Source organism: Sphingomonas sp. Leaf339, assembly GCF_001426195.1.
Lineage (GTDB): Bacteria > Pseudomonadota > Alphaproteobacteria > Sphingomonadales > Sphingomonadaceae > Sphingomonas.
On the sequence record NZ_LMRS01000045.1, the window covers coordinates 38,530 to 64,089 of the forward strand.

Here is a 25,560-nt window from a genome sequence, read left to right on the forward strand (position 1 = left end):
GTCGACACCCGCCGAAAGCGTGTTGGGGCGCGGCGACCCACGTGCAGACATTCGCGGCGCCCTTACCCTTGCCGAACAGCTGCACAAGCATTGGGACTGGCGCCCTGCCCTGCTCGACGGCGCGCAGCTCAAATCCGCGACGCGGATGCGCGACGGCACCCATCCGATGGTCTATCTGTTCGGCGCGGCACGCGCGCATCATGGCCGGCTGATCCCGGTCACTGGTTTTGCCCGCGACCTCGACTATCAGGCCGCGGTCGCCGCGATCGTCGCCACCGACCGGCGTGGTCTGGCGCTGCGCTGTGCGCTCGACGATACGCTCGACGCCGATCTCGACACGCGCGTGGCCGAGCTGCTGGCGCCGATGGGACTTGCCGCCGATGGCATCGACCTACTGCTCGACCTGGGATCGCCGGCGTTCGAGCCGCAGGACATGCTGATCGACATATTAGTGGCGGCGCTAACCGCCTCGGCGACGGTCCGCGCGGCGCGCAGCGTCACCCTGATCGCGACCTCCTTTCCCGAAACGCTGTCGACGCTCGACGGACCGATCCATGTCGTCCAGCGCAGCGAGTGGCTGCTCTATAAGGGTTGCTGACAAAGCTCGGCACCGCACGCCGGCCCGGCTTTGGCGATTATGCCATCTCGGCGATCGAATTTCCTAAGGGCGATATGCGCTTCATGCGCGGGTCCCCCAATGTCCGCTTCACGATCGCGGATGCCTGGGTGATCGTCAAAGGCAAGCGCGAGAATGGCGGAACCAAGAAGACCTATGTCCAGCTGTGCGAACGGCTGTTCGCCGCCGACAAGCTGACCGCGGCGGGCTTCTCAAAAGGGAGCGCCTATATTCATGGCTGCCGCAAGGGGACCGAAAATGGCGGCAATAGCACGACTTGGAAATGGGTCGGCACCAACCATCATATCACGCGGGTCGTGCATGACCTCGCCAGCTTGCACGCGCTTTGAGGGTCTTGCGGACCATGGCGCCAAGCGTCGCCCGCGATACCGAGGCGATGAGACGTTCGTAAAGCTCCTCGCGGGGTCCGCGCAGCGCGCGCTCTGGCTCGCCAAGGCCGCGCAGCAGGCCGGCCACTTCGGGCCGCCACAACAGCCGAGCCACCACCAAGGGCTGCGTGTCGCGGTTGCTGCGCTCGGGGCGCAGACGACGAAAAGCAACGGACCCGCCCGCAGTCCGCTGCGCAAGAATCACGCCCCACCAGTCCGGCAGTTGCGTGCGTGCTGCATCGTAATGCTTCTCGGCGACGATCAGGCTGGCCTTGTCCATCGCCGCGCCATAGGCCGCGACTTGGCGGGGGAGCCGGGCGAGCGTATCCGCTTCGGCCTTGATCTCGATCCCGCGCAAATGCCCGTTGATGACGGCGATATCGACGCGGCAGGCGCCATGGTCGAGGCCGAGCTCGTCGATGACAAGGGTGTGGGGGCAGCGGCAGGCATGCGTCAGCAAGCGGTTATAGGCCGCTCTTCGCACATCCAGATCGTTGAGCAACACCCCCATGACGCGATCCTTAGCGCGCGGGATTCGTGGTGAGCAAGCCGCTTGATGCTGCTCGCGCCTCGCCTCAGTGCTTCGGTCCCTTCTTGGCCTCGGCTTTGGCCTTGGCAGCGGCCTCGGCCTTCTTGGCCTTGAAAATTCTCGAGCCGCTGATCGTAGGGCCGGGTCGCGTCCCATGGGCGAAGCAGCGCGTCATGGCCGTTGACCAAAAGGCCCGTTACCTAGGATGCGGTCTGCAACGACGAAGCGAACGGCAGTTTCGTGCAAATATGAACCTGAACGCAACGACCATCATTGGGCGCGTAGCTGTCACTGCAGGCTTTATGAACAGAGGTCCGCTTACGCCATCGGAGTGCCCCAAAGCGGACAGGCGGCTTTCCACCAAAAATCACGGTAAAACCAGCCAATCGGCACTGCCAATCCTGCTACGAGATATGTCATCAGGATGCTTCTCCGTCGTGATCAACGAGGGTTGCGGCTGCCGTGATCAACGCCGTGAGGCGCTCCAGTACCTTCGAAAGATATTCGAGACGTTGGGGTAGGGATTGCTCCCGTTGCAGCAACGCAAGTGCCCTGGCATCTTCGAGCATGGCACCCGCCTCGGTTAGAAGTAGCTCGACGAGCTAGCTTTCAGCGTTGTCTTTCATGACCACCAAGTGTGGTTGTATCGCAGAAGTCGACCCGCAGCTTTCGTTGTCATCCGATGAGCTCGCTGGGCGTCACCCCCAATGGCGACGCTAGCCGTTCCACGATGGTGATGGTCGGGTTGCGTCGGCCTCGTTCGATATCGCTGACGTAGGTACGGTGAATGCCGGCGCGGTCGGCATAGTCCTCCTGACTCCAGCCGTTTCCCTCGCGCAATCGACGTACATTCCGGGCCAGGCGCGTGCGAATATCCACGGCCGCCCAGAGACGCGCCTGTCGTCGATCGATCTACAGACGATGAGTGACATTTGGCTTGACTGTCGGTTGGACGAGAGCATGCCGGTTGTCACTCATCGTGTTCAGGAAGGGTTGTATGAAGACGATCAAGGGCGTTACATTGCTCGGGCTTGCTGGCATCCTCTCAACCGCCGCGTCAGCGCAGAATGTCGTTTCACCGTCGAAGGAAGAGCGCATCGAGCTTTCGGAAAAGCAGATGAAGCTGCTTCTGTCGTTAACGCCGGAACATTTTACGCAAACGACGACCACGAACGACGGCGACCTTGATACGATTGCCGTTCTCGACACGTCGGAGGGCTACAAGAACAAGGGTCGCTTCACGGACCCAGTTAAATCCGACAATTTTCTGCGCGCATTGATCATCAAGGCTACCGGTGCGGTTCGCTACCAAGTCTACCAGACAGTGACGTACAACTCCGTGTTCCGCGACTTCCGCTCGGTCAATTTCGGGACCCTCGCTGGTCCGCGATCAGCTGAACTCGGCACCTTAAAACATGAGGTCATCAATTGTGCGTATGGTGTGTGCACCTATCGCGATGATGTTGGCTTTGACGTCCCTGATGCACTCATGCGGGATATTGCCAACACCTACGTGTCGGGCGCCTCACCGCTCTGGGGGTTCAAATTCAACGCGCAGAGCGGCGTTAATTGGGAAGATTGCATGACGCCGGCTGAAGCAGCTGGCCTGCTTGCGGCCGTGGCTAAATACCGGTCCGCTCATCCCATAAAGAACTAGGCCGCAGCAAATCTCCATTATGAATTGATTGTCCCAGTACACTCGAAACTGCCAAGATCGAAATACGTGTCGATCTCTGTCGAGCGTGGACCGGTAAAAAAATCGGCGACGATTGAAATTTGCTTTCCGCCCGGTAACCAGCCGACAGTGCCCCGCAGGTTGAAGAAATTTAATTGTCATGTGACATACGGCTGAGGCACCGATGGGTTGGACATTGTCATAATGACTGAACCAGACTGGCGAATTTGCTGACAATCTGGACATCGAGCCTTGAGTTCACGCAGACGTAGTCGCGCTCGAAGCTATGGATAAAATTGCCGACGACATAAGTGTGTTGAAGAACGCTGAGATCGACGAAGGTGGCGAGTCAGTGGTCAATACGCTCCCCAAGGATCAATTGCTTCGTCGCACTCAATCCTTTCCTCGGCGAAAGGATCAACCAGCTCCGGTCCTGCGAGCACCGTAGTGATCTGAATCGGCGGGTTGGCCAGCATCTGGGTTAGCGCATCCGCCTGATCATCATGGCGGCCGTTGGGAAATTTGGTCACCTCGGTGATAAACGTGCCAAGCCACGGTACCACGCGTGGCAGCACCACAGTCCCCGCCTCGATGCGGCTTGCGCTTGCTTCGAAGCGGGCGATCTTGTCGGTTGTCGGACGGATCGCCAGGGGCAACGTCACATCCGGCTGCGGCTCTTCGCGTAGCTGCTGGATGAGCTGCGCGCCGCTCGCGGCGTCTTCGATCAAAAGCCGGCTGACACGATGCTGCTGGCAGAGCGCGCGCACGCTTCGCTTCAGCTCGCCAAATTCCACCCGCTTGCGGAATACATCGATGATGTAGAATCGGCCCATGTAATAGATCGCGGTAATCCCCACCGACCAGTCGCTGCGGACAGTAGTCTTGACCGCAGTGTCCCAGCTTTGAACCACGACCCCGGCCCGCGGCGGCTCGTCATAGACGCTAAACCATTCCGGCATCACGAAGGCGCCGATACGCCCGACTGGGTCCTGCTGGTGCTGCGCGGCAAATACATAGGGGTCCTGCGCGCTGATCTCGTTCAATGTCGCGAGCGGGGTGCGCGCTGAATGAAGGACATACCCTTCGCGGCGCTGATGGACACGGCCTTGGGTCAGCGGGATCAACTCGTCATGCGTTGCTATAGCCGGGAGACGCAGCTCCTCCCAGCCGCCCCGGCGCAACAGCTCACCGGCAAGGTCACTCTCGTGGAGCCGCTGCATGACGAGAATGATGCTGCTCTTTGTCTGATCATCGAGCCGCGACTGGATCGAGGTGAAGAACCACTCGCGCACTTCGTCGCGCCGAGCCTCGGACAACGCCTCATCCGCCTTCATCGGGTCATCGATGATGATGATGTCGCCACCACGGCCGGTCACGACCCCGCCGACCGACGTCGAGAAGCGACCGCCGCCGGCCGAGGTTTCGAAGTCGAGCACGCTGCGACGTGTCAGCCGCAGCTTGGGAAACGCACGACAATACCAGTCCGTGGTCATGATCCGCAGGCAGTCACGGGCATGTTTCTCCGACAGCTCATAGCCATAGCTGGCGCAGATGAAGCGCTTGGCCGGATCGCGCCCCAGCATCCAGGCCACCCAGGCAGATGAAATCGTCACCGACTTCAAATGCCGCGGCGGCATGGTGACGATGAGGCGCCGGTTGGTGCCATCGCGGACGCGGTCGAGTTGATGCTCGATCGCATCGATGTGCCAATTGTGCTGGTACGCGCGACCGCCGCCTACCTCGCCAAAGGCAAAGCGGAGGAACAGCGAAAAGTTCTGCCGCAGCAGGGCGTCTGCCGCGGCCTCGTCACTGATCCGCATTGGACGTTTCTGCGTCATCGCTCACCACGCCATCGGATGACGAGTTCAGCCGCTGTGCCATCCAGCGCTCGATGATGTCCTGGTCGCTGATCCGCAGCTTGCCTGCCTCGACGTCGCGCTCGCCTGCGTGGCGGAATGCAATCTCGGCCGCGCGTTCGCTGCCCTTCAGGCCTCGATTGACCGTCGCCGTCACCACCGCACGCTGCTTGGTGATCTTCATGCTTTTCCCGTTTTCCGAAATCGTGATCTTCTCGGCCAGCTCCTCCTTCCAGTCAGTCGCCAGATTGCGTGTGCCCTTGGCGCGGCGACCGCGGGCGCGGCCATCATCCCTGGCAAAGCGCGTGGCTTCGGGCGGGCGGCTCTTGCCAACGTCGTAGCTGCCGTCCTCCCGGGTGTTGCCGTCCTTGTAGGGCTTGCCGTCGATCCGCCGACCGGGCTCGTGATGGTCATCCACGGCTCGCCTCCCTCTCTTCGCCGCGGATGCGGGCGACGTCGTCGAAGGCAGTGCCATCAAGCGTCGGCGTCTTACCCGTCGCTTCAGCGGCACGGCGTAGGATGACGTCGGCATATTTGGGATCAAGCTCGATGCCGTAGCCGATGCGGCCGGTCATCTCGGCCGCCACCAGGAGGGTGCCTGATCCACAGAACGGATCAAGGACGATGGCGCCGCGCTTGGAACAGTCGAGTAGGGCGTCCGCAACAAGCTGCTTGGGCTTAACCGTGCTGTGGTCCGCCAGGTCTTGCATTCGGCCGGCACGGAATGTATTAGCGCCAGGATAGACCCAGACGTTGCTGCGGTGGCGTCCGCCTTCGCCTAGTCCGAAGTTGTTGATGTGCTTACCCGGCAGTACTTTATAAGCATAGATCAGCTCGTGACCCGATCTATAAAAGGTGCCCATCCCGGCGTTTGTCTTTGACCAGACAATAAGGTTCTTCAATTCGTGAAAAACACCTTGCGCGGCATCGACCAAATAAGGCGCGGCGCGCCAGTCGGTGCACACGAAGGCAATGGCGCCTGACACGACATGGCGGGCAATTTGCTTGAACGCCGGCCGCAGCAACGTCTGGCCAAACTCGCCCAGCGAAGTCTCGCCTGCACCCATAACGAAGTTCTCGTGTTTGACCTGGCCCAAGCCTGACACGTTGCCGGCGATGGCACAGCCATACGGCGGATCGGTAAAGACCAGCTGCGCACGCTCGCCGGCCATCAGCACCTCGTATGCGGCACCGTCGCGGGCATCGCCAACATATAGCCGATGCTTGCCGATCTGCCACAGGTCCCCGACCCGGCACACCGGCGGCTCCGCACCAGGCAGATGAACATCGTCATCGACTGACTGGTCGCCAGCTTCAAACGACAACAGCGTGTCGATTTCCAGCGTGTCGAAGCCAGTGAGCTCAACGTCAAACCCGATTTCGATAAGCCCCTGCAGTTCGGTACGCAGCAGCGCCTTGCTCCAGGTCGCTTCTTCGGCAAGGCGATTGTCCATCAGAACATAAGCTGCCTTCTGGGCGTCGCTCATGTGGGACAGCATCACGGTGGGAACCTCGTCCACGCCGAGTGCAATGGCTGCCGCCAGGCGGCCGCTCCCGCACAGGACCATGCCGTGCTGGTCGACGATGAGCGGGTTCACCCAGCCGAACTCGACGATGCTCTTTTTGAGCTTCTCGATCTGCTTTTTGGAATGCTGGCGTGCGCCGCTCTTGTACGGCTGCAGCGACAACGTCGCTGCGTAGGTGATTCTGATACCTGACATCTTACAAATCCTAATCACGATAACTCAGCGCACGCGGAATGCGTGCGCCACTCGGTCCGTGGTGGGGATTTGCGCCTCGATGTCCGAGGTCACAGCAGACGCTGCCTGGTGACAGTCGCCGTGGAACCTGTTTAGCCGCATCGGCTGCTGCGAGCAAGATTGTTCGCGCAAACGTCACGGGCGCGCTGCAATCAGACGACACGATTCCCAGCAACCTTGGATATGGAAAAAGCCGGTCGACGTGGCGGTCGCCGGGCATCCGAAGCACGGGGTCAGCCCGCGAGAAGCGGCAGAATGCTCGATATTCCCACTACTTTCCCATCAACGTGGGAACGGTACTGCCGCCGAAGCCGACGGAGAAAAGCGGCGGAAATGGGCACCACGAAAGGCTGGCAGGGTTCTCTGCGGTACCAAGGGGAAGCGAGAATGGCGCAGAAAAGCGCGGTTTTCAGGGGAACCGTGGTGCTTCTCTCGTAAATGTCAGACTAAGTGGCGGAGCGGGAGGGATTCGAACCCTCGATACGCTTTTGGCGTATACTCACTTTCCAGGCGAGCGCCTTCGACCACTCGGCCACCGCTCCGCATGCTCTGGAAGGGGCGGCACTAGGCGGGAGTGGACGGCGGCGCAAGACATTGCGTGCGGATGATCGCTCGGGCACGTTAAAGCGATGATGATCACGCTTGTTCTTGCCGGCTTGATTCAGGCCGCTTCCGCCCCTGCCGCACCTGCGCCCGCCGCTTCGGTGTCCGATCCGCTGCCCGAGGACTGGGTGGCAATTCCCGATGACGAGGTGATGGTGGTCACACTGGCGGGCGGTGGCACCGTGGCGGTTCGGCTCGCGCCGGCCTCTGCGCCGGTGCATGTCGACAATATTCGCCGGCTGGCGGCGGCGCGGTGGTGGGATGCGGGGGCCAGCGTGTACCGGGTGCAGGACAATTACGTGGCGCAATGGGGTGATGCGACCGAGAAGAAGCCGTTGCCGCCCGGCATCGTCGCCAATCCACCCGCCGAATATGACCATGCCGGCACGACCGCGGTGGCGAAGCTGACGAAGCCGGACCCCTATGCACCATGGGCCGGATACAGCCGCGACGGGTGGCCGCTGGCGGGCAATGCGACCACCGAATGGGTGCCGCATTGTTATGGCATGGTCGGCGTCGCCCGCGATCTGGCGCCGAGCACCGGCAGCGGCGGCGACCTGTATGCGGCGATCGGCCATGGTCCCCGCGCGCTCGACCGCAACGTGGCGATCGTCGGCCGGGTGGTCGAGGGGATCGAGCGGCTGTCGGCCCTGCCGCGCGGGACGGGCGATCTAGGCTTCTACAAGACGCCGGGCGAGCAGGTGGCGATCACGTCGGTTCGGCTGGCGAGCGAAATACCGGCGGCCGAGCGGCCCCGGTTTCAGTATCGCCGCACCGACAATCCGCGCTTCACCACCTGGATCACCACACGGGAGAACCGGGCGCCGCCGTTCTTCGTCGTGCCGGCGGGCGGGGCGGACATCTGCAACGCCTTGCCCCCGGTACGCCGCGCGCCGGCTGGCTGAGCGCCGCGCGCTGGTCACTTCAACAGCTTTGGCGCCTCGCGCGCGATCACGTCGCGGACCTTGCCCGCGAACAGGCCGAGGAAGCCGGGCAGATCGACGACCGCGTGCACCTTGTCCTCGAACACCGTGGCGCTCGACGCGATCGTCTGGCCCATCGCCGAGACGGTGAAGTGCATCGTGTCACCCTCCCAGCGATGATCGACATGGCCGCCGCCGGGGATCTTTTCGGTGATCCGGGTGATGCCGCCGTCCAGCCGCTGGCGGACGCCGGCCTTTCCGAGACTATGCGGGATATCGAGTTCGATAGGCTGGCCCATGGTCAATCCTTGGCGAAGAGGGAGGCGTCGTCGGCGAACGCCTTGAACTCCAGCGCGTTGCCGCTGGGGTCGTAAAAGAACATCGTCGCCTGCTCGCCGGTCTGCCCCTTGAAGCGGACATGGGGTTCGATGCCGAACGAGATGCCAGCCGTGCGAACGCGGTCGGCCATCGCCTCCCAGTCGGGCATCGTCAGCACGACGCCGAAATGCGGCACCGGCACATGATGGCCATCGACCCCGTTCTCGACCGCGACGGGCTTGGCCGCCGGATCGAGGTGCGCGACGATCTGGTGCCCGCCCAGATCGAAATCGATCCACTGGTCGCTCGACCGCCCCTCCGCGCAGCCCAGCACATCGCCGTAGAAGGCACGCGCGGCAGCGAGATCGTGGACGGGAAAGGCGAGATGGAAGGGGCGCAGGGTCATGTTGCGGGTTCTATCCTGAGTGCCGCGATCGTGGAAGCGGCGCCGTGGCGATCGGAAAGTTAGGCTAAAGTTAGGCCTAAACCGTCCCTATTTTCCTCCCCGGCAGGAGGACGATGGAAGCGGCAATGGAAAAGAGCGGCGTCGGTGGCGGGTATAGCCGCATCGCTAGCTGTAGGACAGCATTCGCGGCGAACAGGCGGTAGGATCGGCCGGACGACGCCTTCCTCATACCGTCACGAACGCCGTCGTTTCCGGTCAGCGATCGTTCATTGGGCGGGCGAGAGGATGCGTGTCGAAACGCAGGGGAGCAGGCGATGCGGTGGCTGGCGATAGGGTTCACGTTGTTGTCGCTGTCGGTCGAGGCGCAGGCCCAGTTCAAGCAGCATAGCCTGCCGGGCGATCGCCCGCCGCCGAACAGTTGGTCGTCGCCACGATTACCGGTGGAGCGCGCGGCTGGTCCGACGATCAACGACGAGGTCGCTGACGTCCGCCAGCGGGTGGACACGGCGCGTGACAACGGCGCGCTATCCAAACGGGAGGCGCGCGGCCTTCGCCGGGAAACCGCGTCGGTCGGCCTGCTGGCCAGCATGTATGGCGAAAACGGTCTGTCCGATGCCGAACGTCGCGAACTGGACGGCCGGATGCAGGTGGTGCGCGACAATGTGGTTATCACCCGCACCCGCGCCTTTGATAAAAATAACGGCAGCCGGGGCCGGTAAGCCACCGGCCCCGTCCGTCTGGATCACGCCGCCAGCGACGCCGTGTCGATGACGAAGCGGTACTTCACGTCGCTCTTCTGCATGCGATTATACGCCTCGTCGATCTTCTGGATCGGGATCATCTCGATCGTCGAGACGATGTCGTTGGCCGCGCAAAAATCGAGCATCTCTTGCGTTTCGGCGATGCCGCCGATCAGCGAACCGGCAATCTGGCGACGCTGGAAGATCAGCGCGCCGACGTTGGGCGAGGGATGCGGCTGATCCGGCACGCCGACCAGCACCAGCGTGCCATCACGCTTCAACAGGGCGGTAAACGCGTCGAGCAGGTGGCTGGCCGCCACCGTATCCAGGATCATGTCGAAGCTGTTGGCGTGCGCCGCCATCTCGTCCTCGTTGCGCGATACCACGACCTCGTCCGCGCCGAGATCGAGCGCGTCCTGGCGCTTCGATTCCGACGTGGTGAAGGCGACGACGTGCGCGCCCAGCGCATGGGCGATCTTCACGCCCATATGGCCGAGGCCGCCGATCCCGACGATGCCGACCTTCTTGCCCGGCCCCGCGCCCCAGTGCTTCAGCGGCGAATAGGTGGTGATCCCCGCGCAGAGCAGCGGCGCGACGGCGGCGAGCTGTTCGGCGGGGTGGCTGATCCGCAACACGAACTTTTCGTCGACGACGATCTGCTGCGAATAGCCGCCGAGCGTGTGGCCGGGCGTGTCCTCGGTCGGTGAGTTGTACGTCAGCGTGAAGCCGTTCTCGCAATATTGCTCCAGCCCCTCGTCGCACGATCCGCAATGCTGGCAGCTATCGACCAGACAGCCGACGCCGACGGTATCGCCCACCTTGAAGCCCGATACACCGTCACCGACCGCGGTGACGTGGCCGACGATCTCGTGACCCGGTACGCAGGGATACAGCGTGCCTTCCCATTCGGCGCGGACCTGATGCAGGTCAGAGTGGCAGACGCCGCAATAGGCGATGTCGATCTGCACGTCGGTGGCACCGGGCGCACGCCGTTCGATCTCGATCGACTCTAGCGGACGGTCGGCGGCGTGCGCGCCATAGGCTTTGATCGCCATGGAGGTTTCCTTGGATATGATAGGGGGACCGCGGACGACGCGGCATGACGGCAGAATGATCGGCGGCGCAAAGATATCCCTGTGCCCTTTCGGCAATCGGGCGATGCGGCGGCAAGGATTGCGGCAAAGGGCGCGCCGACCCATAGCACGAGGATGAATCGTTACCCTGCTCTTGGTCCTGCCCTGGGTCCCGCGCTGTCCTGCATCCTGCTCGGCGCGGTGGCCGCCTGTGGCTTCGCGCCGCTGGACCTGTGGCCGCTGACCCTGATCTGCGTGGCCGCGTGGATGGCGCTGATCCATGCCGCGCCGACGTTCCGCACCGCCCTGTCGCGCGGCTGGCTGTTCGGGCTGGGTCATTTCACCGTCAACAACAACTGGTTCCAGCACGCGTTCGACTTTCAGGACGCGATGCCGCCGGTGCTGGGCTATTTCGCGGCGGTCGCGCTGGCGCTGTATCTGGCGGTGTATCCGATGATGGCGGCGGGGATCGCGTGGCGTCTGCGCGGGCGGGCGCCGGATGCGGCGTATGTCCTGTTCTTCGCCGCCGCGTGGATCGCGACCGAATATCTGCGGGCGGTGATCTTTACCGGTTATGCGTGGGACCCGATCAGCGTCGTCTGGTTGCCCGTCATCGGCGTCGCGCGGCTGTCGGCGTGGGTCGGCACCTATGCGCTGTCGGGGTTGACGATCGTCGCGGCGGGCGCGCTGCTGCACCTCGCGCGGCGGCGCTGGACGTTGCCGGCGCTGGCGGGCGGTGTAACCGGCCTAGCCGCGCTGTCGGCATTGTGGACGAACGCGCCCGATGCGGCGCCCGGCACACCGCTGGTCCGCGTTGTGCAGCCCAATATCGGCAACGAGGAACGCGGCGAGGCCGGCGGCGAACTGGCGCTTGCCAGGCTGATCCGGCTGTCCGGCGCCCCCGGCGCCATCCCCCGGCTGGTCGTGTGGCCGGAGGGGCTGGTGCAGGATCTGCTGGAGGATAACTATCCGTCTTACGTCTATGCCGGCCACTGGCCCGAGGAGACGCGGGCGCGGATTGCCCGCACCCTCGGCCCCCGCGACTTGTTGATGACGAACGCGATCACGCTGGCCTTCAACCCCAATGACGGGATTGCCGGTGCGGGCAATTCGGTGCTGGCGATCACCGCCGACCGCCGCATCGTCGCGCGGTATGACAAGGCGCATCTGGTTCCGTTCGGGGAGTATCTGCCGCTGCCGGCGCTGCTCAGGCCGTTGGGCATGGCCCGGCTGGTTCCCGGCGATATCGATTTCACGCCCGGCCCCGGCCCGCGCGCGATCGACTGGCGCGGCTTTGGCCCGATCGGCATCCAGGTCTGCTACGAGATCGTCTTTTCGGGCGAGGTCGTCGATCGCGCGCATCGGCCACGCGTGCTGTTCAACCCGTCGAACGACGCGTGGTTCGGTCGCTGGGGACCGCCACAGCATCTGGCGCAGGCGCGGATGCGCGCGATCGAGGAGGGGTTGCCGATCATCCGATCGACCCCCACCGGCATCTCCGCGATCATCGCCGCCGATGGCCGCCTGATCGCCACCGTGCCGCACGAAACCGCCGGCGCGATCGAACGGCCGATCCCGCCCGCCCTGCCCGCTACCCTGTTCGCGCGCATCGGCAATGCGATGGCGGCGGTCGTCGCGATCGGTCTGTTCGCGGTCGGCGTTGCCATCCGACGTCGCGGACGATAAAGGACATATAAAGCTATCTTTATATCGTTATGAGGCACTGATGCGCTCTTCCTTCATCTTCACCTCCGAATCCGTTTCCGAGGGCCATCCCGACAAGGTCGCCGACCAGATCAGCGATTCGATCGTCGACCTGTTCCTGTCCAAGGACCCCGAGGCACGCGTCGCGTGCGAAACGCTGACGACGACGCAGTTCGTCGTCCTCGCCGGTGAAATCCGGGGCAAGGGCATCATGGACGCCGACGGCAACTGGGCCGAGGGCGTGCAGGACGAGATCGAGGCGGCCGTCCGTGCAACCGTGAAGCGGATCGGCTACGAACAGTCCGGCTTCCACTGGCAGACGTTCCGATTCGAGAACAACCTGCACCCGCAGTCCGCGCACATCGCGATGGGTGTGGACGAGAGCGGCAACAAGGACGAGGGTGCCGGCGATCAGGGCATCATGTTCGGTTACGCCACCGACGAGACGCCCGGTCTGATGCCCGCCACGCTGTACTACAGCCACAAGATCCTGGAGCGGATGGCCGCCGATCGCCATTCCGGCGCCGCGCCGTTCCTGGAGCCCGACGCCAAGAGCCAGGTGACGCTGCAGTACGAGAACGAGGTGCCCGTCCGCGCCACCGCGCTCGTCGTGTCGACCCAGCATTCCGCCGACCTGTCGAACGACGCCGGTCAGGCGAAACTGCGCGAGTATGTGAAGGGCGTGTTCGCCGACATCCTGCCCGACGGCTGGTTGCCGGCCGAGGACAAGATCTACGTCAACCCGACCGGCCTGTTCGAGATCGGCGGCCCTGACGGCGACGCCGGCGTCACCGGCCGCAAGATCATCGTCGACACCTATGGCGGCGCCGCCCCGCACGGTGGCGGCGCGTTCAGCGGCAAGGACCCGACCAAGGTCGATCGCTCGGCCGCCTATGTCGCGCGCTATCTGGCCAAGAACGTCGTCGCCGCCGGCCTTGCCCGTCGCGTCACGATCCAGCTGTCCTATGCCATCGGCATCGCCGAGCCGCTGAGCGTGTATGTCGACACCCACGGCACCGGCACGGTGGACGAGGCGAAGCTGGAGGCGATCCTGCCGCAGCTGGTCCGCCTGACGCCCAAGGGTATTCGCGAACACCTGAAGCTGAACGCGCCGATTTATTCCAAGACCGCCGCCTATGGTCACTTCGGCCGCGATCCTGAGGGCGATCTGTTCACCTGGGAAAAGACCGATCTGGTCGACCGGCTGAAGGCCGCCGTCGCCGCATAAGCGCTTGAACAGACGGACCGAATGATCTTAGCCTCCCCCGATCACCGGGGGAGGCTTTTTCATGCGCGCTGTAACGCTCGCGACGATGGCGTTGGCCGTGGCGCTGGCGACATCGACCGCCGCCTCGGCGCGCGACCTTGCGGTACCCGCCGGCAAGGGGTGGCAGCACGCGGCATCGGGTCTGGTCCTGCTGCCGACGCTGGCTGGCCTGACCCGCACCGGCTTGAGCGACAACGGCACCGCCGAACGCGACGTGATCGCCCAGTTCGCCGATGCCGACGAGGCGGTACAGGCGACCATCTTCCTGTTCAGCCCGGCCGAGGCGAGCGTGCCGCTCTGGTTCGATCGCGCCGAAACCGCGATGCTGGGCCGCACCGCGTTCAAGGGTGCGACGCCGCTGACCCCGGCCGCGATCGCCTTCGCTCCGCCCGGCAGTACGATCCAGTCGGCGTTGCGGCGCGGCTATGTCGTGCCGGTCGGCCCCTTCCCCACGACCGCGATCGCCGCGATCCCCAGCGGCGACTGGCTGGTCGTCATTCGGATCAGCGGCAAGACCACCGATGCTGCGGCGCTGGACGCGGTGCTGAGCCGTTTGATCGCGGACATCCGCTGGCCGGCCGCCACGCCCGCTGTCGCCGCCGTGTCGATCGCCGCCTGTCCGGCGACGACGACGTTTCACATGGCGAAGTTGCGCAAGGCCGATTTGCAGGCATCGTTGCTCGGATCGCTGATCGCCGGGGCAGCGATGCTGAACAGGAAGCCATCGGTCGATGCCGCTGCCGCGGCGCCATGGTGCCGCAATGGCGAAGGCCAACCATTATGGGCGGTTTATCGCAAGCCCGATGTGACGGCGGGCTATATGCTGGCGCTGGGCGATTCCGGCCGTGTCGTCGATGTCTTTCCCGGCCTGTCTCTCGATGCCGCCAAGCCGGATGCCGGCTTTGCCATTACCCTGCGCGATATCGATGGCAGTGCCGCGACCTATCCGATGTTCGATCGGCTGCCGGCCCCCGAACAGGTACTGACGATGGTCATGAAGACGGCGCCGACGACACGGACCCGGCAAACGGACGGCAAGCTGAACGTCACGGTCGATTCCAGCATCGCCCAATAACGCTCAAGCCTTCCACCGCGCGATGCCGGCCTTTAGCCCCGCTTCGCCGGCCCGCAGCCCGGCATGGGCGATCCGTTCGGCCACCCAGCCGATCGCCGCGCCGGCCAGCACGTCGCTCATGTAATGTTTGCCGCGTACCGGTTGCATCGCCGCCACGCCCAGCGCCGCGACCTGCAGCGGCAATCCCGCCGCGGTCGATTCGGTCGCGACGGCCTGCGCCACCGCCACCGCGCCCGCGGTGTGGCCGGAGGGGAACGAGTTCAGCGAGCTGTCCTTCGCGCCGGTGCCCTTCTCGATCCGATGCCCTTCCTTCACCGCCCGCGCCGGCCGGGTGCGGTCGATGCTGGCCTTCAGGACGGATTTCGCAGCCGTCGCCAGCAAATGGCTCGCCAGCATCCGCACGCCGCTGCGCAGCACCGCCGGCCGCCGCATCGTCGCGCCCAGCAGGATGGTCGCGGCGCAGATCGCGATCAACGGCGGCTGGTCGGCCAGTTCGCTGGCCTTGCCCGCCACTTGCGCAACGGGGCCATCCGGGTGGGTCGTCGCGCGGTGGGTCTGTTCGATATCGGCCCGCTTCGCCGCCTTTGCTGCCCGCTTCGCGGCCTTTTTCGGCTTAGCCATGTCCATCTTCCTTGTCGCTGCGCACCTGCGCGTGGGCCAGCAGTGCGAACAGGCCCGCACCGCCGACCAGATTGCCCAGCACCGCCGGTGCGATCAGCGCGAACAGCGCCTTTGCCACGCCGACCTGGCCGGCGAACATCAGCAGGAACGCCTCGTCCGATCCCACCACCGAATGGCTGAACCCGGCGATCGCGACCGCATAGGTGATCGCCAGAATGATCCAGAACGCCTGATCGCGCGCATTGGGCAACGTCCACGCCAACACCGCGATCAGAAAGCCAGCCGGGATCGCGTTCAGGAACGTCGCCCATGGCCCCAGTTCGGTGATGCGCAGCGAGATCTCGATCGCCGCCACCCGCAGGCTGTCGTCGCCCAGCAGGCCCGCCGCGATCAGGCCGGCGGCGATGCCGGTGCCGACCAGATTGGCGCCCAGCACGATTCCCCATAATCGCACCGTTCGGCGCAGCGCCCACCAGGATGGCCGCGTCACCAGCGGCAACATCGCCGTCACCGTGCTTTCGGTGAACAACTGCATCCGCCCCAGGATCACGATCAGGAAGCCGATCGGATAGCCCAGCGACACGACCAGCCCACGCCATGGCACATCGGGCAGGTCGCGGTGCAGGGCCGCCTCGACGATCAGCGAAGTGTTGATCGCCAGCCCGGCCGCCAGCGCCGACCAGAACAGTGCCGCGAAGGGGCGGTCCAGTTCCTCCTCGCCCGCCTCACGCACCGCACGGTGCAGTTCGACCGCGTCCGCCGACTTCAGATCCTCGACATCATCGTTACCGGCATCCGGTGCGCTATCGGGGTGGGGATCGGTCATTCATATCGGGTAACGAGCCGGTCCCGGCTTTGCTCCCGGCGCCGGCCCGGCTAGGAGCCGCGCCATGAACGATCCCGCCGTCATCCGTCGCCTCTATGGCCGTCGCCAGGGCCACAAGCTGCGCACCGGTCAGGCCGCGCTGGTCGAAGAACTGCTGCCGTCGATCAGCGTCCCCGACACCGGTCCGCTTGACGCCACTACGCTGTTTGGCGACGACCGCCCGTTGCAACTGGAGATTGGCTTCGGCGCCGGCGAGCATCTCGCGGGGCAGGCCGCCGCCCATCCGCACACCGGCTTCATCGGGTGCGAGCCGTTCCTGAACGGCGTCGTGGGCGCGCTCAACCATATCCGCGACGGCGATCTGGGCAATATCCGCCTGCACATGGGCGACGCGCTGGAGGTGGTCGAGCGGCTGCCCGACGCCGCGCTTCAGCGGGTCTATCTGCTCCATCCCGATCCCTGGCCAAAGGCGCGACATGCCAAGCGGCGGATGATGAACCACGGCCCGCTCGACGCGATCGCCGCCAAGCTGGCGCCCGGCGGCGAATTCCGCCTCGGCACCGACGATCCCATCTATTGTCGCTGGGCGATGATGGTGATGGATCAGCGTCGCGATTTCGAATGGCTCGCGACCGGCCCGCAGGATTTCCTGACCCGTCCGGACGATTGGCCGGAAACGCGCTATGAACGCAAGGCGCGGCGGCAGGGGCACGAGGTGTGGTATTTCCGCTATCGCCGCGTCTGACGGTCCCCGATCGGTTCCGGCGCGTTAACCGCCCCATGGCCCCGTTCTTTCCCCTGATCGCCGTGCTGCTGGCCGGCATCGGTTTTTCGGTTCAGGCGCCGACCAACGCGGCGCTGGCAAAGGCGTCCGGATCGGTGATCCTCGCCGCGCTCGTGTCGTTCGTCGTCGGCACCGCGATCCTGCTCGCGTTATGGCTGACATTCGACCGCACCTCGCCGGCCACGTTGAAGGGCGTGCCCGGTTGGGCATGGCTCGGTGGCCTGTACGGCGCGGGCTTCATTGCCGCCGTCGCGTTCGCCGCGCCGCGACTGGGGCTGGCGACCACGCTGACCGTGGCGATCGCGACACAGGTCGCCACCGCGCTGGCGCTCGATCATTTCGGCTGGTTCGGGCTGAAGAGCGATCCCGTCAGCATCACCAAGCTGGCCGGTGCCGCGCTGATGCTGATCGGTGTCGTCGTGATCCGGCGCGGCTGATCGCGCCGACCGCCACTACCCGCCTCTGGCAAGTCCGCGGTCATCGTGGCAGCCTGTCATTCCCGCTTTCCTTATCAGGTATCGCATGATCCCGACGCTTCCCGGCATCACCACCGTCGCGCAGACCATCACGCTGGCGCTGTCGCCGATCTTCATGCTGACGGCGATCGGCCAGTTGCTGAACGTGCTGACCGGCCGCCTGAGCCGGGTCATCGACCGGGTCCGATCGCTGGAGCAATTGCACCCGCGATCGACGGGGCCGGAACATGACCGGCATATCTGGGAACTGCGCCTGCTGGATCGCCGCATCTCGATCATTAACGCGTCGCTGTTCCTGGCGGTGTCGAGCGCGGTGATGACCAGCCTGGTCGTGGCGGCGCTGTTCGTCGCGACGCTGGCCAATCTGCATTTCGCCAGCGCGGTCGCGATCTGTTTCATTCTGGCGATGGTGATGCTGATCGCCTCGCTGATCTCGTTCATGTTCGAGGTGCGACTGTCGCTGCGCGCGATCCACGTCCGCAAGGAATATCTGGGCGACTGACGCCTAGCGCGTGCCCTCCAGCCCCGGCCCCGCATCGGCGCTGGCGCGATAGGCGGGCGCCACCCGCGCCCTTGCCCGCTGTTCATACGCATATCCGGCACCCAGCACCGCCGCCTCGCCGAACTTGCCGGCGATGAACGACAGGCCGACCGGCAACCCGCGCACCATCCCCATCGGCACCGTCAGATTGGGATAGCCCGCCACGGCCGGCAATTCGGACGAGGACGGCCCGCCATATTGATCGCCGTGCACCGGATCGCTCAACCATGCCGCGCCGTAGCTCGGCTCGACCAAAACGGTGGCGCGCGCGGTTTTCAGCATCGCGTCGATCCCCTCCACCCCCGCCAGCCGCAGCGATGTGGCACGCGCGGCGCGATAGGCGGGATCGGCCAGCCCCTTTGTCAGCGCCGCCGCATCGAACGTCTCCTGATCGAAGAACGGCATCTCGGTCGCCGCGTTGGCGCGGTTGAAGGCGATCACCTGATCCAGCGTCCGCGTCGTCACCGCTGCCGGCGTGGTCGCCAGATAGGTGTTCAGGTCCGCCTTCAACTCGGTTTTCAGCACGGTGAACTCGGCATCGCCCAACCCGTCGAGCTGGGGTCGCTTCACCTCGACCAACGTGGCGCCGCCGGCGCGCAGTACCGCCAGCGCCGCGTCGAACCGCGCCGCCAGATCGCGCGTCATCTCTGGCCGCAGCACCGCCACCCGCAGGCCCGACAGCGCACTCGCCGACAGGCCGGTGGCATAATCGTGGCGCACCGCGTCCCTCGTCACCGGGTCGGCGAGATCGGGCGCGACCATCGCCGACAGCATCACCGCCACGTCGCGCACGCTGCGCGCCATCGGCCCCGGCGTATCCTGCGAATGGCTTATCGGCACGACATGCGTCCGGCTGACGAGGCCGATCGACGGCTTTAGCCCGACAAGGCCGTTCAGCGACGACGGGCAGATGACCGACCCGTCGGTTTCGGTCCCGACCGCCGCCGCCGCGAAACTGGCCGCCACCGCCGCACCCGATCCGGACGACGAACCGCAGGCGGTGCGATCCAGCGCATAGGGGTTGCGGACCAGACCGCCGACCGCGCTCCACCCGCTCATCGACCGGGACGAGCGGATGTTCGCCCATTCCGACAGATTGGTCTTCCCCAGGATCACCGCCCCCGCCCGGCGCAGTTCCGCCACCACGGGCGCATCGCGGCGGGTGAGATTGTCCTTCAGCGCCAGGCTGCCCGCGGTCGTCGGCATCGCATCAGCGGTTTCGACATTGTCCTTGATGAGCAAGGGGATCCCGTGCAGCGGCCCGCGCACCCGCCCCGCCCGGCGTTCGGCATCCAGTGCGCGTGCCTGGGCGATCGCATCGGGATTCACGGCGATCACCGCGCGCAGGGTCGGCCCCTTGCGGTCCATCCGCGCGATGCGATCCAGATAGGCGCGGACCAGATCGACGCTGGTCGCGCGGCCAGCCGCCATCATCGCCCGCAGATCGTCGATCGACCGCTCCTCCACCGCCACGGTCCGTGCCGCCGACGGGGTCACCGGCATAACCGCCAGCAGCGTGCCGACGGACAATAGCAGAGGGGATCGGCGCATGGATTTCCCTGACTTGATGGCGGGATGGTCGAAATGCACCATCACCCTTGATGCAGATATGCCATCACGCTGAACCGACGCCGTCAACCTGCGTTGAATGCATCCGGCCTTTTCCAGGACACCCGATTTGACTGCCATCGCCCGCCTTCTCGCCATCGTGCTGCTGTTCCTGGGCGTGATGGCGGGGTTGGCGATGACGATCGTCCCGCATTTCCTCGACCGGATCTATTATACCGGCCCCGCCAGCGGCCATTTCGACACCCAGCGCTTTTTCAACCCGGACGGCGATGCCGACACCGCCGCGCCGCCGACCGGCGGCAGCCGCGCCGGTTTTTTCTGGAACGCGATGACCGGGCGTGACGGTCGGCCGGCATGGCCCGACCGCGTGCCGATCCACGCCGCCAAGCCCGCCGAACTGCTGCAACCGCTGCCCGCCCCGTCGGTGTTCACCGTCGCCACGCCGGCGCAGGTCACAGCGACGCCCATGGTCGCGACCTGGATCGGCCATGCCAGCGTGCTGGTGCAGACGCCCGGTCTCAACATCCTGACCGATCCGGTCTGGGCCGACCATAGCGGCCCGTTCGGTTTCGGCCCGAAACGCTTGGCGGCCCCCGGCATCGCCTTTGCCGATCTGCCGCATGTCGACCTGATCCTGCTCAGCCATAATCATTACGATCATCTCGACCTGTCGACGCTCAAACGGCTCTGGGCGCGCGACCGGCCGCTGATCGTCACCAGTCTGGGCAACGACGCGATCCTGCGCAGCCGTGGTATTCCGGCGGTGGCGGCCGACTGGAACCAGGCGGTGACCGTGGAGGGTCGCCCGCGCGTCGGTGCCAACACATATTGGGGCCGGCCGGTGCGCGTTCACGTCACGCGCAATCATCACTGGGGCAGCCGCTGGTTCGCCGACCGCAACCGGGCGCTGTGGTCGAGCTTCGTCGTGACGCTGCCCGGCGGCAACCTGTTCTTCGCCGGCGACACCGGCATGGGCGATGGTCGCTGGCCCGCAGAAGCCGCCGCGCTGGGGCCGATCCGTCTCGCGTTGATCCCGATCGGCGCGTTCCGCTTCGCGCCGGGCCAGATGGCGAGCGGCAGTCATATCGGGCCGCCGCAGGCGGTGCAGGTGTTCGAGCGCCTGCGCGCCGCCACCGCCATCCCCATCCACTGGGGCACGTTCCGCCTGTCCTATGAGGGATACCGCACGCCGCCGGGGTTGCTGAAGGCGGCGATGGCGTGTGCGGGGCGGACCGGCTTTGATCCAGTGGCGATCGGGCGACCGAAAGCCATCGCCCCCATCGGGACGCAGGTGGCGGCGACCACGACGTCGGATGCCGCCATGGCTCGCTGCCTTGATACGCCGGCGGTCAGGGCGCTGCGTTAAGCCTTCACCCCACGAACGCCCGCTCGATCACGAAGCTACCCGGATTGGCGTTCGACCCCTCGACAAAACCCTGCGCCTCCAGCGACTTCGCGAAGTCGCGGATCATCTCGGTCGACCCGCACAGCATCACCCGGTCCGTCTCCGGGTCCAGCGTCGCGCCACCGTCGATTCCGCTGAACAGCGTCCCGTCCTCGATCAGCACGCCCAGCCGCGCCGACGTATGAAACGCCTCGCGCGTCACCGTCGGCACATAATGGAACTGTGCCGCCGCCTCGTCCGCCACCAGCGGGTCTTCCGCCAGCCGGCCGGTCATTTCCTCGTGATAGGCAAGGTCGCTCACCCGCCGCACCGAATGCGCGACCACCACCTTGTCGAACACCGAATAGACATCGGGATCGCGCATCAGGCTGAGGAACGGCGCCAGCCCGGTGCCGGTCGACAGCATCACCAGCCGCTTGCCCGGCAACAGCGCGTCGAGCACCAGCGTGCCCGTCGGCTTCTTGCCCAGATACAGCTCGTCGCCCGGCTCGATCGCCTGCAATCGCGACGTAAGCGGCCCGTCCTGCACCTTGATCGACAGGAACTCCAGCTCCTCGGCATAATGCGGCGACGCGATCGAATAGGCGCGCATCAGCGGCTTTTTCTCACCCGGCAGCCCGATCATCACGAACTCGCCCGACCGGAACCGGAAGCTCGCCGGCCGTTCGATCGCGAACGAGAACAGATGCTCGTTCCAGTGGCGTACCCACAGCACCTTGGCGCTCAGGAAAGCGGCGTTTTCGGGGATCAGCGCAGGCGCGCGCACGTCAGTCATGAATCTTCCGATGAATTGCGAACGCCGCGCAATATGGTCGCGGGCGACATGGGTCAACCATAGCACATCTTGGCCACGCCCCACGTTGCCTGTTCCGTACCCGTTCCCCATATCGGTCGCCATGGCCATCCAGATCCGCACCAGCCTCGCCGAACCGGACACGGACGAGCATTTCGTCCCCCACCGCCCGCAGCGACCGACCAAGGTGGAGGGCGGCAAGCGTTTCGAACTGGTCAGCGAATACAGCCCGTCGGGCGACCAGCCGACCGCGATCCGCGAACTGGTCGACACCGCGCTGCGCGGCGAAAAGGATCAGGTGCTGCTGGGCGTCACCGGGTCCGGCAAGACCTTCACCATGGCCAAGGTGATCGAGGCGTTGCAGCGCCCCGCCCTGATCCTGGCGCCCAACAAGATCCTCGCGGCGCAGTTGTACGGGGAGTTCAAGTCGTTCTTCCCGAACAACGCGGTCGAATATTTCGTCAGCTATTACGACTATTACCAGCCCGAAGCCTATGTCGCGCGGTCGGATACGTACATCGAGAAGGAATCGTCGATCAACGAATCGATCGACCGGATGCGCCATTCCGCCACCCGGTCGCTATTGGAGCGTGACGACGTCATCATCGTCGCCTCTGTCTCGTGCCTGTACGGCATCGGTTCGGTCGAGACCTATTCGGCGATGATCTTCGACCTGAAAAAGGGCCAGACCGCCGACCAGCGCGAGATCGTCCGCAAGCTGGTCGCCCTGCAATACAAGCGCAACGACGCCGCGTTCCAGCGCGGCAATTTCCGCGTGAAGGGCGACAATCTCGAAATCTTCCCCTCGCATTATGAGGACAGCGCGTGGCGCATTTCGTTCTTCGGTGACGATATCGAGGAGATCGTGGAATTCGACCCCCTCACCGGCCAGAAATCCGCCTCGCTCAACTCGGTCCGCATCTACGCCAACAGCCATTATGTCACGCCCGGCCCGACGATGAAGCAGGCCGCCGACGCGATCCGCCACGAACTGACCGAGCGGCTGAAGGAGCTGGAAGCGGAGGGCAAGCTGATCGAGCATCAGCGGCTGGAGCAGCGCACCAATTTCGATCTGGAGATGATCGCCGCCACCGGATCGTGCAACGGCATCGAGAATTACAGCCGCTTCCTCACCGGCCGCCTCCCCGGCGAGCCGCCACCCACGCTGTTTGAGTATCTCCCCGAAAACGCGTTGCTGTTCGTCGACGAGAGTCACCAGACGATCGGTCAGATCAACGGCATGTCGCGCGGCGATCACCGTCGCAAGATAACGCTGGCCGAATATGGTTTCCGCCTGCCCTCTGCGATCGACAACCGGCCGCTACGCTTCAACGAGTGGGACGCGATGCGCCCGCAGACCGTGTGTGTCTCGGCGACGCCGGGGCCGTGGGAGATGGAGCAGGCCGCCGGCGTCTTCGCGGAACAGGTCATCCGCCCCACCGGCCTGATCGACCCGCCGATCGAGATCAAGCCGGTCGAGGAACAGGTGCAGGACCTGATCGTCGAGGCGCGCAAGACCACCGAACTCGGTTACCGCACCCTCGTCACCACGCTGACCAAGCGGATGGCGGAGGACCTGACCGAATATATGCATGAAGCCGGCATCAAGGTCCGCTACATGCACAGCGACGTCGAGACGCTGGAGCGGATCGAGTTGATCCGCGACCTGCGTCTGGGCGTGTACGACGTGCTGATCGGCATCAACCTGCTGCGCGAGGGCCTCGACATTCCCGAATGCGGGCTGGTCGCGATCCTCGATGCCGACAAGGAGGGGTTCCTGCGCTCGGAAACCTCGCTGATCCAGACGATCGGCCGCGCCGCGCGCAACGTCGACGGCCGCGTCATCCTCTATGCCGACCGCATCACCGGCAGCATGGAGCGGGCGATGAACGAAACCTCGCGCCGGCGTGAGAAGCAGGAGGCGTACAACGTCGAACACGGCATCACGCCGACCACGATCCGGCGCAACATCGGCGACATCATCAAGGACGTGTCTAGCCGCGATCAGGTAACGGTCGAGATCGACGAGGATCGCCCGCACATGGTCGGCCACAATCTGCGCGCCTATATCGAGGACCTCGAAAAGCAGATGCGCAAGGCCGCCGCCGATCTGGAATTCGAAACCGCCGGCCGCCTGCGCGACGAAATCCGCCAGCTGGAGAACGAGGAACTCGGCCTGCCTGTCGATCAGCAGAAGCTGCCGATCATGGGCCGCAGCAATGAAGGCAAACCCGGCACGCGCAAGACGCGGTATGGGAAGGAAAGCAAGATGCGGATGGGGGGCCGGCGCGGGGGCCGGTGATGCGCCGCCGGTCCTTGGTCGTGCTCAGCCTGTTGGTCGCGGCGGTGGCGACGATCGCGATCATGACCGTGGGCAGCTATTACGAAAGCGTCTCGCTGTTGGCGACCCAGCTTCCCATGCTGGCGCTGCCCATCGCGGTACCGTTAGTGATTGCCAGCCTGTCCCGACATCACCCGCGCGCCATCTGGAGTGTCACTGCGCTGATACTCGCCGTCGGATGGGGCTATGTGCTGTATACCGACCTTCGGCCCGATCAGGGCATTGGCCCGAGCTTCGCGATCGTTATGGGATGGTTCGCCAGCGTCGTGGCATTGTGCGTCACATTGTTATGGATCACCGGCGCGGCAATCGCATCGGCCATACGCCGAAAGCGGACCGACGCCGCATAGACGGAGGCGACGCCATTGCCGCCCCCGCTCTGTTATCGATCAGTCCTTTAGCCCGGCCGGCACGGTGCCGCCGTTCTTCTCCAGCTCGCGCATCACCGCCTTGTGCAGCCAGATGTTCATTTCGGCCGATCCGTCCTTCGCGCCCGAATAACCCAACTCGGTCGCCAGTTCCTTGCGGTTGGCCAGCGACGAATCGAGATCGAGCAGCTTCATCAGATCGACGATCGAGGTGCGCCAGTTGAGGTCCGCGCCGCCCTTGCGCGCCGCGATGCCGTTCAGCACCGCTTCGACATCGACGGGCTGGGACGCGGCAACGGGTGCCGCTGGCGGCACTGGCGATGGTTCTGCGGCGGTCGTCTGCGGCGCGGGCGTAACCGGAGCGGGTGCCACCGGCGTGTCCTTCCTGCCGCTGAACTGCCCGCCGAGCGGCCCCTTGTCGCCAAAAATGGCGGTCTTGATCTTGCCGAAAATGCTCATGTCACAATCTCCTGTCGTCGATCGATCACGCGACCGACAGGTTTTCGGAACCGACGGCGTAATAGCTGGCGACACGATCGGCATAGGCTTGGTCGAACACCGGCGCATTGTTCGCCCAGCTCGGGCCGCCTTCCAGCAAGCGACGATCGATCGTCACGACGTACAGGTCGCGCACCGGATCGAAGGTCAGCAGGCTGAACGGGATCGGATAGAAACTGCGGCCCATGCCGAGAAAGCCGCCCAGGCTCAGCACGGCATGCGTCACCTTGCCGGTGCCCTTGTGAACCATGAACGAATAGACCGAACCGACCGCATCACCGTCGCGGCTTTCGATCTTCACGCTTTGCGAGACATTGGACTGGATCAGAATCTGGGTGGGGATCGTCTCGGTCGACATAAGTGGCTCCTGTTTGGTTGCCGGTCGAACCGGCGGAGCGTCCTGC

General features: G+C 64.9%; 29 protein-coding genes and 1 tRNA gene. 14 read left to right on the forward strand and 16 right to left on the reverse strand.

Translation table 11 applies throughout. The annotated features are described in order from the left end of the window. The first annotated feature begins 22 nt into the window (after positions 1-22). Entirely contained in the window at positions 23-598 is a 576-nt protein-coding gene (locus ASG67_RS19725; RefSeq protein ID WP_162244366.1) for a beta family protein, read from the forward strand. Then, positions 592-966 carry a beta family protein gene (locus tag ASG67_RS19730; protein ID WP_056531542.1) on the forward strand — a complete coding sequence of 125 codons (375 nt, stop codon included), beginning with the start codon at positions 592-594 and terminating at the stop codon, positions 964-966. Before ASG67_RS19725 ends, ASG67_RS19730 begins: the two co-directional genes overlap by 7 nt. Here ASG67_RS19730 and ASG67_RS14315 read toward each other — a convergent pair. From ASG67_RS14315 to ASG67_RS14320, 3 genes are all read right to left on the reverse strand, one after another. Beyond that, positions 923-1,516, reverse strand: a complete 594-nt coding sequence (locus ASG67_RS14315) for a sce7726 family protein (RefSeq protein WP_056531544.1) — start codon at positions 1,514-1,516, stop codon at positions 923-925. The two genes, ASG67_RS19730 and ASG67_RS14315, sit on opposite strands and share 44 nt — an antisense overlap. Positions 1,517-1,953: 437 nt before the next feature. Then, positions 1,954-2,103, reverse strand: a complete 150-nt coding sequence (locus tag ASG67_RS19000; RefSeq protein WP_156460843.1) for a hypothetical protein — start codon at positions 2,101-2,103, stop codon at positions 1,954-1,956. A 106-nt stretch (positions 2,104-2,209) separates the two neighbouring features. After that, on the reverse strand, positions 2,210-2,413 hold the full coding sequence (locus ASG67_RS14320; protein WP_056531545.1) for a helix-turn-helix domain-containing protein: 204 nt from the start codon (positions 2,411-2,413) through the stop codon (positions 2,210-2,212). Between the two features lie 118 nt (positions 2,414-2,531). Between ASG67_RS14320 and ASG67_RS14325 the strand changes: the two genes are divergently transcribed. Next, positions 2,532-3,191, forward strand: coding sequence for a hypothetical protein (locus tag ASG67_RS14325; RefSeq protein WP_056531547.1), 660 nt, complete (start codon positions 2,532-2,534; stop codon positions 3,189-3,191). 374 nt (positions 3,192-3,565) lie between these two features. On the opposite strand, the gene terL is transcribed toward ASG67_RS14325, so the two are convergent. The 4 genes from terL to ASG67_RS14345 form a co-directional block, all read right to left on the reverse strand. Continuing rightward, positions 3,566-5,047: a phage terminase large subunit gene (terL, locus tag ASG67_RS14330; RefSeq protein WP_156460844.1), complete on the reverse strand. Its 1,482-nt coding sequence runs from the start codon at positions 5,045-5,047 to the stop codon at positions 3,566-3,568. Further along, entirely contained in the window at positions 5,016-5,483 is a 468-nt protein-coding gene (locus tag ASG67_RS14335; RefSeq protein WP_056531550.1) for a DUF5681 domain-containing protein, read from the reverse strand. Before ASG67_RS14335 ends, terL begins: the two co-directional genes overlap by 32 nt. Then, positions 5,476-6,786, reverse strand: coding sequence for a site-specific DNA-methyltransferase (locus ASG67_RS14340; protein ID WP_056531552.1), 1,311 nt, complete (start codon positions 6,784-6,786; stop codon positions 5,476-5,478). The genes ASG67_RS14335 and ASG67_RS14340 overlap by 8 nt, the downstream gene beginning before the upstream one ends. Before the next feature lie 490 nt (positions 6,787-7,276). Then, positions 7,277-7,367, reverse strand: a tRNA-Ser gene (locus ASG67_RS14345). A gap of 87 nt (positions 7,368-7,454) precedes the next feature. On the opposite strand from ASG67_RS14345, the gene ASG67_RS14350 reads away from it, so the two are divergent. Further along, positions 7,455-8,333 carry a peptidylprolyl isomerase gene (locus ASG67_RS14350; protein ID WP_056531554.1) on the forward strand — a complete coding sequence of 293 codons (879 nt, stop codon included), beginning with the start codon at positions 7,455-7,457 and terminating at the stop codon, positions 8,331-8,333. Positions 8,334-8,347: 14 nt separating this feature from the next. Here ASG67_RS14350 and ASG67_RS14355 read toward each other — a convergent pair whose 3' ends face one another. Together ASG67_RS14355 and ASG67_RS14360 are read right to left on the reverse strand one after the other, a co-directional pair. After that, on the reverse strand, positions 8,348-8,650 hold the full coding sequence (locus ASG67_RS14355) for a polyhydroxyalkanoic acid system family protein (protein WP_056531556.1): 303 nt from the start codon (positions 8,648-8,650) through the stop codon (positions 8,348-8,350). Between the two features lie 2 nt (positions 8,651-8,652). Beyond that, positions 8,653-9,075 (reverse strand): VOC family protein, encoded by a 423-nt coding sequence (locus tag ASG67_RS14360; RefSeq protein WP_056531558.1) that lies wholly within the window; start codon positions 9,073-9,075, stop codon positions 8,653-8,655. Positions 9,076-9,389: 314 nt separating this feature from the next. Between ASG67_RS14360 and ASG67_RS14365 the strand changes: the two genes are divergently transcribed. After that, a complete protein-coding gene (locus ASG67_RS14365) occupies positions 9,390-9,794 on the forward strand; it encodes a hypothetical protein (protein WP_056531560.1) in 405 nt (134 codons plus the stop codon). A gap of 23 nt (positions 9,795-9,817) precedes the next feature. On the opposite strand, the gene ASG67_RS14370 is transcribed toward ASG67_RS14365, so the two are convergent. Further along, positions 9,818-10,870: an NAD(P)-dependent alcohol dehydrogenase gene (locus tag ASG67_RS14370; protein ID WP_056531562.1), complete on the reverse strand. Its 1,053-nt coding sequence runs from the start codon at positions 10,868-10,870 to the stop codon at positions 9,818-9,820. Positions 10,871-11,023: 153 nt separating this feature from the next. Between ASG67_RS14370 and lnt the strand changes: the two genes are divergently transcribed. The 3 genes from lnt to ASG67_RS14385 all read left to right on the forward strand — a co-directional run bounded on the left by lnt (position 11,024) and on the right by ASG67_RS14385 (position 14,934). Then, positions 11,024-12,574, forward strand: a complete 1,551-nt coding sequence (gene lnt, locus ASG67_RS14375; RefSeq protein WP_056531564.1) for an apolipoprotein N-acyltransferase — start codon at positions 11,024-11,026, stop codon at positions 12,572-12,574. 40 nt (positions 12,575-12,614) lie between these two features. Continuing rightward, complete coding sequence (gene metK / locus ASG67_RS14380; RefSeq protein ID WP_056531565.1) at positions 12,615-13,820, forward strand: methionine adenosyltransferase; 1,206 nt, start codon at positions 12,615-12,617, stop codon at positions 13,818-13,820. A 61-nt stretch (positions 13,821-13,881) separates the two neighbouring features. Continuing rightward, a complete protein-coding gene (locus tag ASG67_RS14385; protein ID WP_056531567.1) occupies positions 13,882-14,934 on the forward strand; it encodes a hypothetical protein in 1,053 nt (350 codons plus the stop codon). A gap of 3 nt (positions 14,935-14,937) precedes the next feature. On the opposite strand, the gene ASG67_RS14390 is transcribed toward ASG67_RS14385, so the two are convergent. Further along, entirely contained in the window at positions 14,938-15,555 is a 618-nt protein-coding gene (locus ASG67_RS14390) for a phosphatase PAP2 family protein (RefSeq protein ID WP_056531570.1), read from the reverse strand. Further along, positions 15,548-16,381, reverse strand: coding sequence for a formate/nitrite transporter family protein (locus ASG67_RS14395; RefSeq protein ID WP_056531572.1), 834 nt, complete (start codon positions 16,379-16,381; stop codon positions 15,548-15,550). The genes ASG67_RS14390 and ASG67_RS14395 overlap by 8 nt, the downstream gene beginning before the upstream one ends. A 64-nt stretch (positions 16,382-16,445) precedes the next feature. Between ASG67_RS14395 and trmB the strand changes: the two genes are divergently transcribed. The 3 genes from trmB to ASG67_RS14410 all read left to right on the forward strand — a co-directional run bounded on the left by trmB (position 16,446) and on the right by ASG67_RS14410 (position 18,143). Beyond that, positions 16,446-17,126: a tRNA (guanosine(46)-N7)-methyltransferase TrmB gene (trmB, locus tag ASG67_RS14400; protein ID WP_056531574.1), complete on the forward strand. Its 681-nt coding sequence runs from the start codon at positions 16,446-16,448 to the stop codon at positions 17,124-17,126. Between the two features lie 35 nt (positions 17,127-17,161). After that, entirely contained in the window at positions 17,162-17,602 is a 441-nt protein-coding gene (locus ASG67_RS14405) for a DMT family transporter (protein ID WP_056531577.1), read from the forward strand. Positions 17,603-17,687: 85 nt separating this feature from the next. Then, positions 17,688-18,143: a DUF2721 domain-containing protein gene (locus ASG67_RS14410; RefSeq protein WP_056531579.1), complete on the forward strand. Its 456-nt coding sequence runs from the start codon at positions 17,688-17,690 to the stop codon at positions 18,141-18,143. Positions 18,144-18,146: 3 nt separating this feature from the next. Here the strand turns inward: ASG67_RS14410 and ASG67_RS14415 are convergent, their stop codons facing one another. Continuing rightward, the gene (locus tag ASG67_RS14415) at positions 18,147-19,733 is read right to left on the reverse strand and encodes an amidase (protein WP_082543573.1); all 1,587 of its coding nucleotides are present in this window, start codon (positions 19,731-19,733) and stop codon (positions 18,147-18,149) included. Between the two features lie 136 nt (positions 19,734-19,869). Between ASG67_RS14415 and ASG67_RS14420 the strand changes: the two genes are divergently transcribed. Beyond that, complete coding sequence (locus ASG67_RS14420; RefSeq protein ID WP_414887677.1) at positions 19,870-21,117, forward strand: MBL fold metallo-hydrolase; 1,248 nt, start codon at positions 19,870-19,872, stop codon at positions 21,115-21,117. A 4-nt stretch (positions 21,118-21,121) separates the two neighbouring features. Here ASG67_RS14420 and ASG67_RS14425 read toward each other — a convergent pair whose 3' ends face one another. Then, positions 21,122-21,931 (reverse strand): ferredoxin--NADP reductase, encoded by an 810-nt coding sequence (locus ASG67_RS14425; protein WP_082543574.1) that lies wholly within the window; start codon positions 21,929-21,931, stop codon positions 21,122-21,124. Positions 21,932-22,052: 121 nt separating this feature from the next. Between ASG67_RS14425 and uvrB the strand changes: the two genes are divergently transcribed. Both uvrB and ASG67_RS14435 read left to right on the forward strand, forming a co-directional pair. Further along, a complete protein-coding gene (gene uvrB / locus ASG67_RS14430) occupies positions 22,053-24,251 on the forward strand; it encodes an excinuclease ABC subunit UvrB (RefSeq protein ID WP_056531583.1) in 2,199 nt (732 codons plus the stop codon). Beyond that, positions 24,251-24,640 carry a hypothetical protein gene (locus tag ASG67_RS14435; protein WP_056531585.1) on the forward strand — a complete coding sequence of 130 codons (390 nt, stop codon included), beginning with the start codon at positions 24,251-24,253 and terminating at the stop codon, positions 24,638-24,640. The genes uvrB and ASG67_RS14435 overlap by 1 nt, the downstream gene beginning before the upstream one ends. A gap of 39 nt (positions 24,641-24,679) precedes the next feature. Here ASG67_RS14435 and ASG67_RS14440 read toward each other — a convergent pair whose 3' ends face one another. Both ASG67_RS14440 and ASG67_RS14445 read right to left on the reverse strand, forming a co-directional pair. Next, on the reverse strand, positions 24,680-25,117 hold the full coding sequence (locus ASG67_RS14440) for a DUF3597 domain-containing protein (protein ID WP_056531587.1): 438 nt from the start codon (positions 25,115-25,117) through the stop codon (positions 24,680-24,682). Positions 25,118-25,142: 25 nt separating this feature from the next. After that, the gene (locus ASG67_RS14445) at positions 25,143-25,514 is read right to left on the reverse strand and encodes a PRC-barrel domain-containing protein (RefSeq protein ID WP_056531589.1); all 372 of its coding nucleotides are present in this window, start codon (positions 25,512-25,514) and stop codon (positions 25,143-25,145) included. Between the last annotated feature and the right edge of the window lie 46 nt (positions 25,515-25,560).

What these genes read in the sequence shown, in the direction of transcription:
- ASG67_RS14315 (WP_056531544.1), bottom strand. Translation starts at nt 1,516, where the DNA reads ATGGGGGTGTTGCTCAACGATCTGGATGTGCGAAGAGCGGCCTATAAC.
- ASG67_RS19000 (WP_156460843.1), bottom strand. Translation starts at nt 2,103, where the DNA reads ATGCTCGAAGATGCCAGGGCACTTGCGTTGCTGCAACGGGAGCAATCC.
- ASG67_RS14325 (WP_056531547.1), top strand. Translation starts at nt 2,532, where the DNA reads ATGAAGACGATCAAGGGCGTTACATTGCTCGGGCTTGCTGGCATCCTC.
- terL (WP_156460844.1), bottom strand. Translation starts at nt 5,047, where the DNA reads ATGACGCAGAAACGTCCAATGCGGATCAGTGACGAGGCCGCGGCAGAC.
- ASG67_RS14340 (WP_056531552.1), bottom strand. Translation starts at nt 6,786, where the DNA reads ATGTCAGGTATCAGAATCACCTACGCAGCGACGTTGTCGCTGCAGCCG.
- ASG67_RS14350 (WP_056531554.1), top strand. Translation starts at nt 7,455, where the DNA reads ATGATGATCACGCTTGTTCTTGCCGGCTTGATTCAGGCCGCTTCCGCC.
- ASG67_RS14355 (WP_056531556.1), bottom strand. Translation starts at nt 8,650, where the DNA reads ATGGGCCAGCCTATCGAACTCGATATCCCGCATAGTCTCGGAAAGGCC.
- ASG67_RS14360 (WP_056531558.1), bottom strand. Translation starts at nt 9,075, where the DNA reads ATGACCCTGCGCCCCTTCCATCTCGCCTTTCCCGTCCACGATCTCGCT.
- ASG67_RS14365 (WP_056531560.1), top strand. Translation starts at nt 9,390, where the DNA reads ATGCGGTGGCTGGCGATAGGGTTCACGTTGTTGTCGCTGTCGGTCGAG.
- ASG67_RS14370 (WP_056531562.1), bottom strand. Translation starts at nt 10,870, where the DNA reads ATGGCGATCAAAGCCTATGGCGCGCACGCCGCCGACCGTCCGCTAGAG.
- lnt (WP_056531564.1), top strand. Translation starts at nt 11,024, where the DNA reads ATGAATCGTTACCCTGCTCTTGGTCCTGCCCTGGGTCCCGCGCTGTCC.
- metK (WP_056531565.1), top strand. Translation starts at nt 12,615, where the DNA reads ATGCGCTCTTCCTTCATCTTCACCTCCGAATCCGTTTCCGAGGGCCAT.
- ASG67_RS14385 (WP_056531567.1), top strand. Translation starts at nt 13,882, where the DNA reads ATGCGCGCTGTAACGCTCGCGACGATGGCGTTGGCCGTGGCGCTGGCG.
- ASG67_RS14390 (WP_056531570.1), bottom strand. Translation starts at nt 15,555, where the DNA reads ATGGCTAAGCCGAAAAAGGCCGCGAAGCGGGCAGCAAAGGCGGCGAAG.
- ASG67_RS14395 (WP_056531572.1), bottom strand. Translation starts at nt 16,381, where the DNA reads ATGACCGATCCCCACCCCGATAGCGCACCGGATGCCGGTAACGATGAT.
- trmB (WP_056531574.1), top strand. Translation starts at nt 16,446, where the DNA reads ATGAACGATCCCGCCGTCATCCGTCGCCTCTATGGCCGTCGCCAGGGC.
- ASG67_RS14405 (WP_056531577.1), top strand. Translation starts at nt 17,162, where the DNA reads ATGGCCCCGTTCTTTCCCCTGATCGCCGTGCTGCTGGCCGGCATCGGT.
- ASG67_RS14410 (WP_056531579.1), top strand. Translation starts at nt 17,688, where the DNA reads ATGATCCCGACGCTTCCCGGCATCACCACCGTCGCGCAGACCATCACG.
- ASG67_RS14415 (WP_082543573.1), bottom strand. Translation starts at nt 19,733, where the DNA reads ATGCGCCGATCCCCTCTGCTATTGTCCGTCGGCACGCTGCTGGCGGTT.
- ASG67_RS14425 (WP_082543574.1), bottom strand. Translation starts at nt 21,931, where the DNA reads ATGACTGACGTGCGCGCGCCTGCGCTGATCCCCGAAAACGCCGCTTTC.
- uvrB (WP_056531583.1), top strand. Translation starts at nt 22,053, where the DNA reads ATGGCCATCCAGATCCGCACCAGCCTCGCCGAACCGGACACGGACGAG.
- ASG67_RS14435 (WP_056531585.1), top strand. Translation starts at nt 24,251, where the DNA reads ATGCGCCGCCGGTCCTTGGTCGTGCTCAGCCTGTTGGTCGCGGCGGTG.
- ASG67_RS14440 (WP_056531587.1), bottom strand. Translation starts at nt 25,117, where the DNA reads ATGAGCATTTTCGGCAAGATCAAGACCGCCATTTTTGGCGACAAGGGG.
- ASG67_RS14445 (WP_056531589.1), bottom strand. Translation starts at nt 25,514, where the DNA reads ATGTCGACCGAGACGATCCCCACCCAGATTCTGATCCAGTCCAATGTC.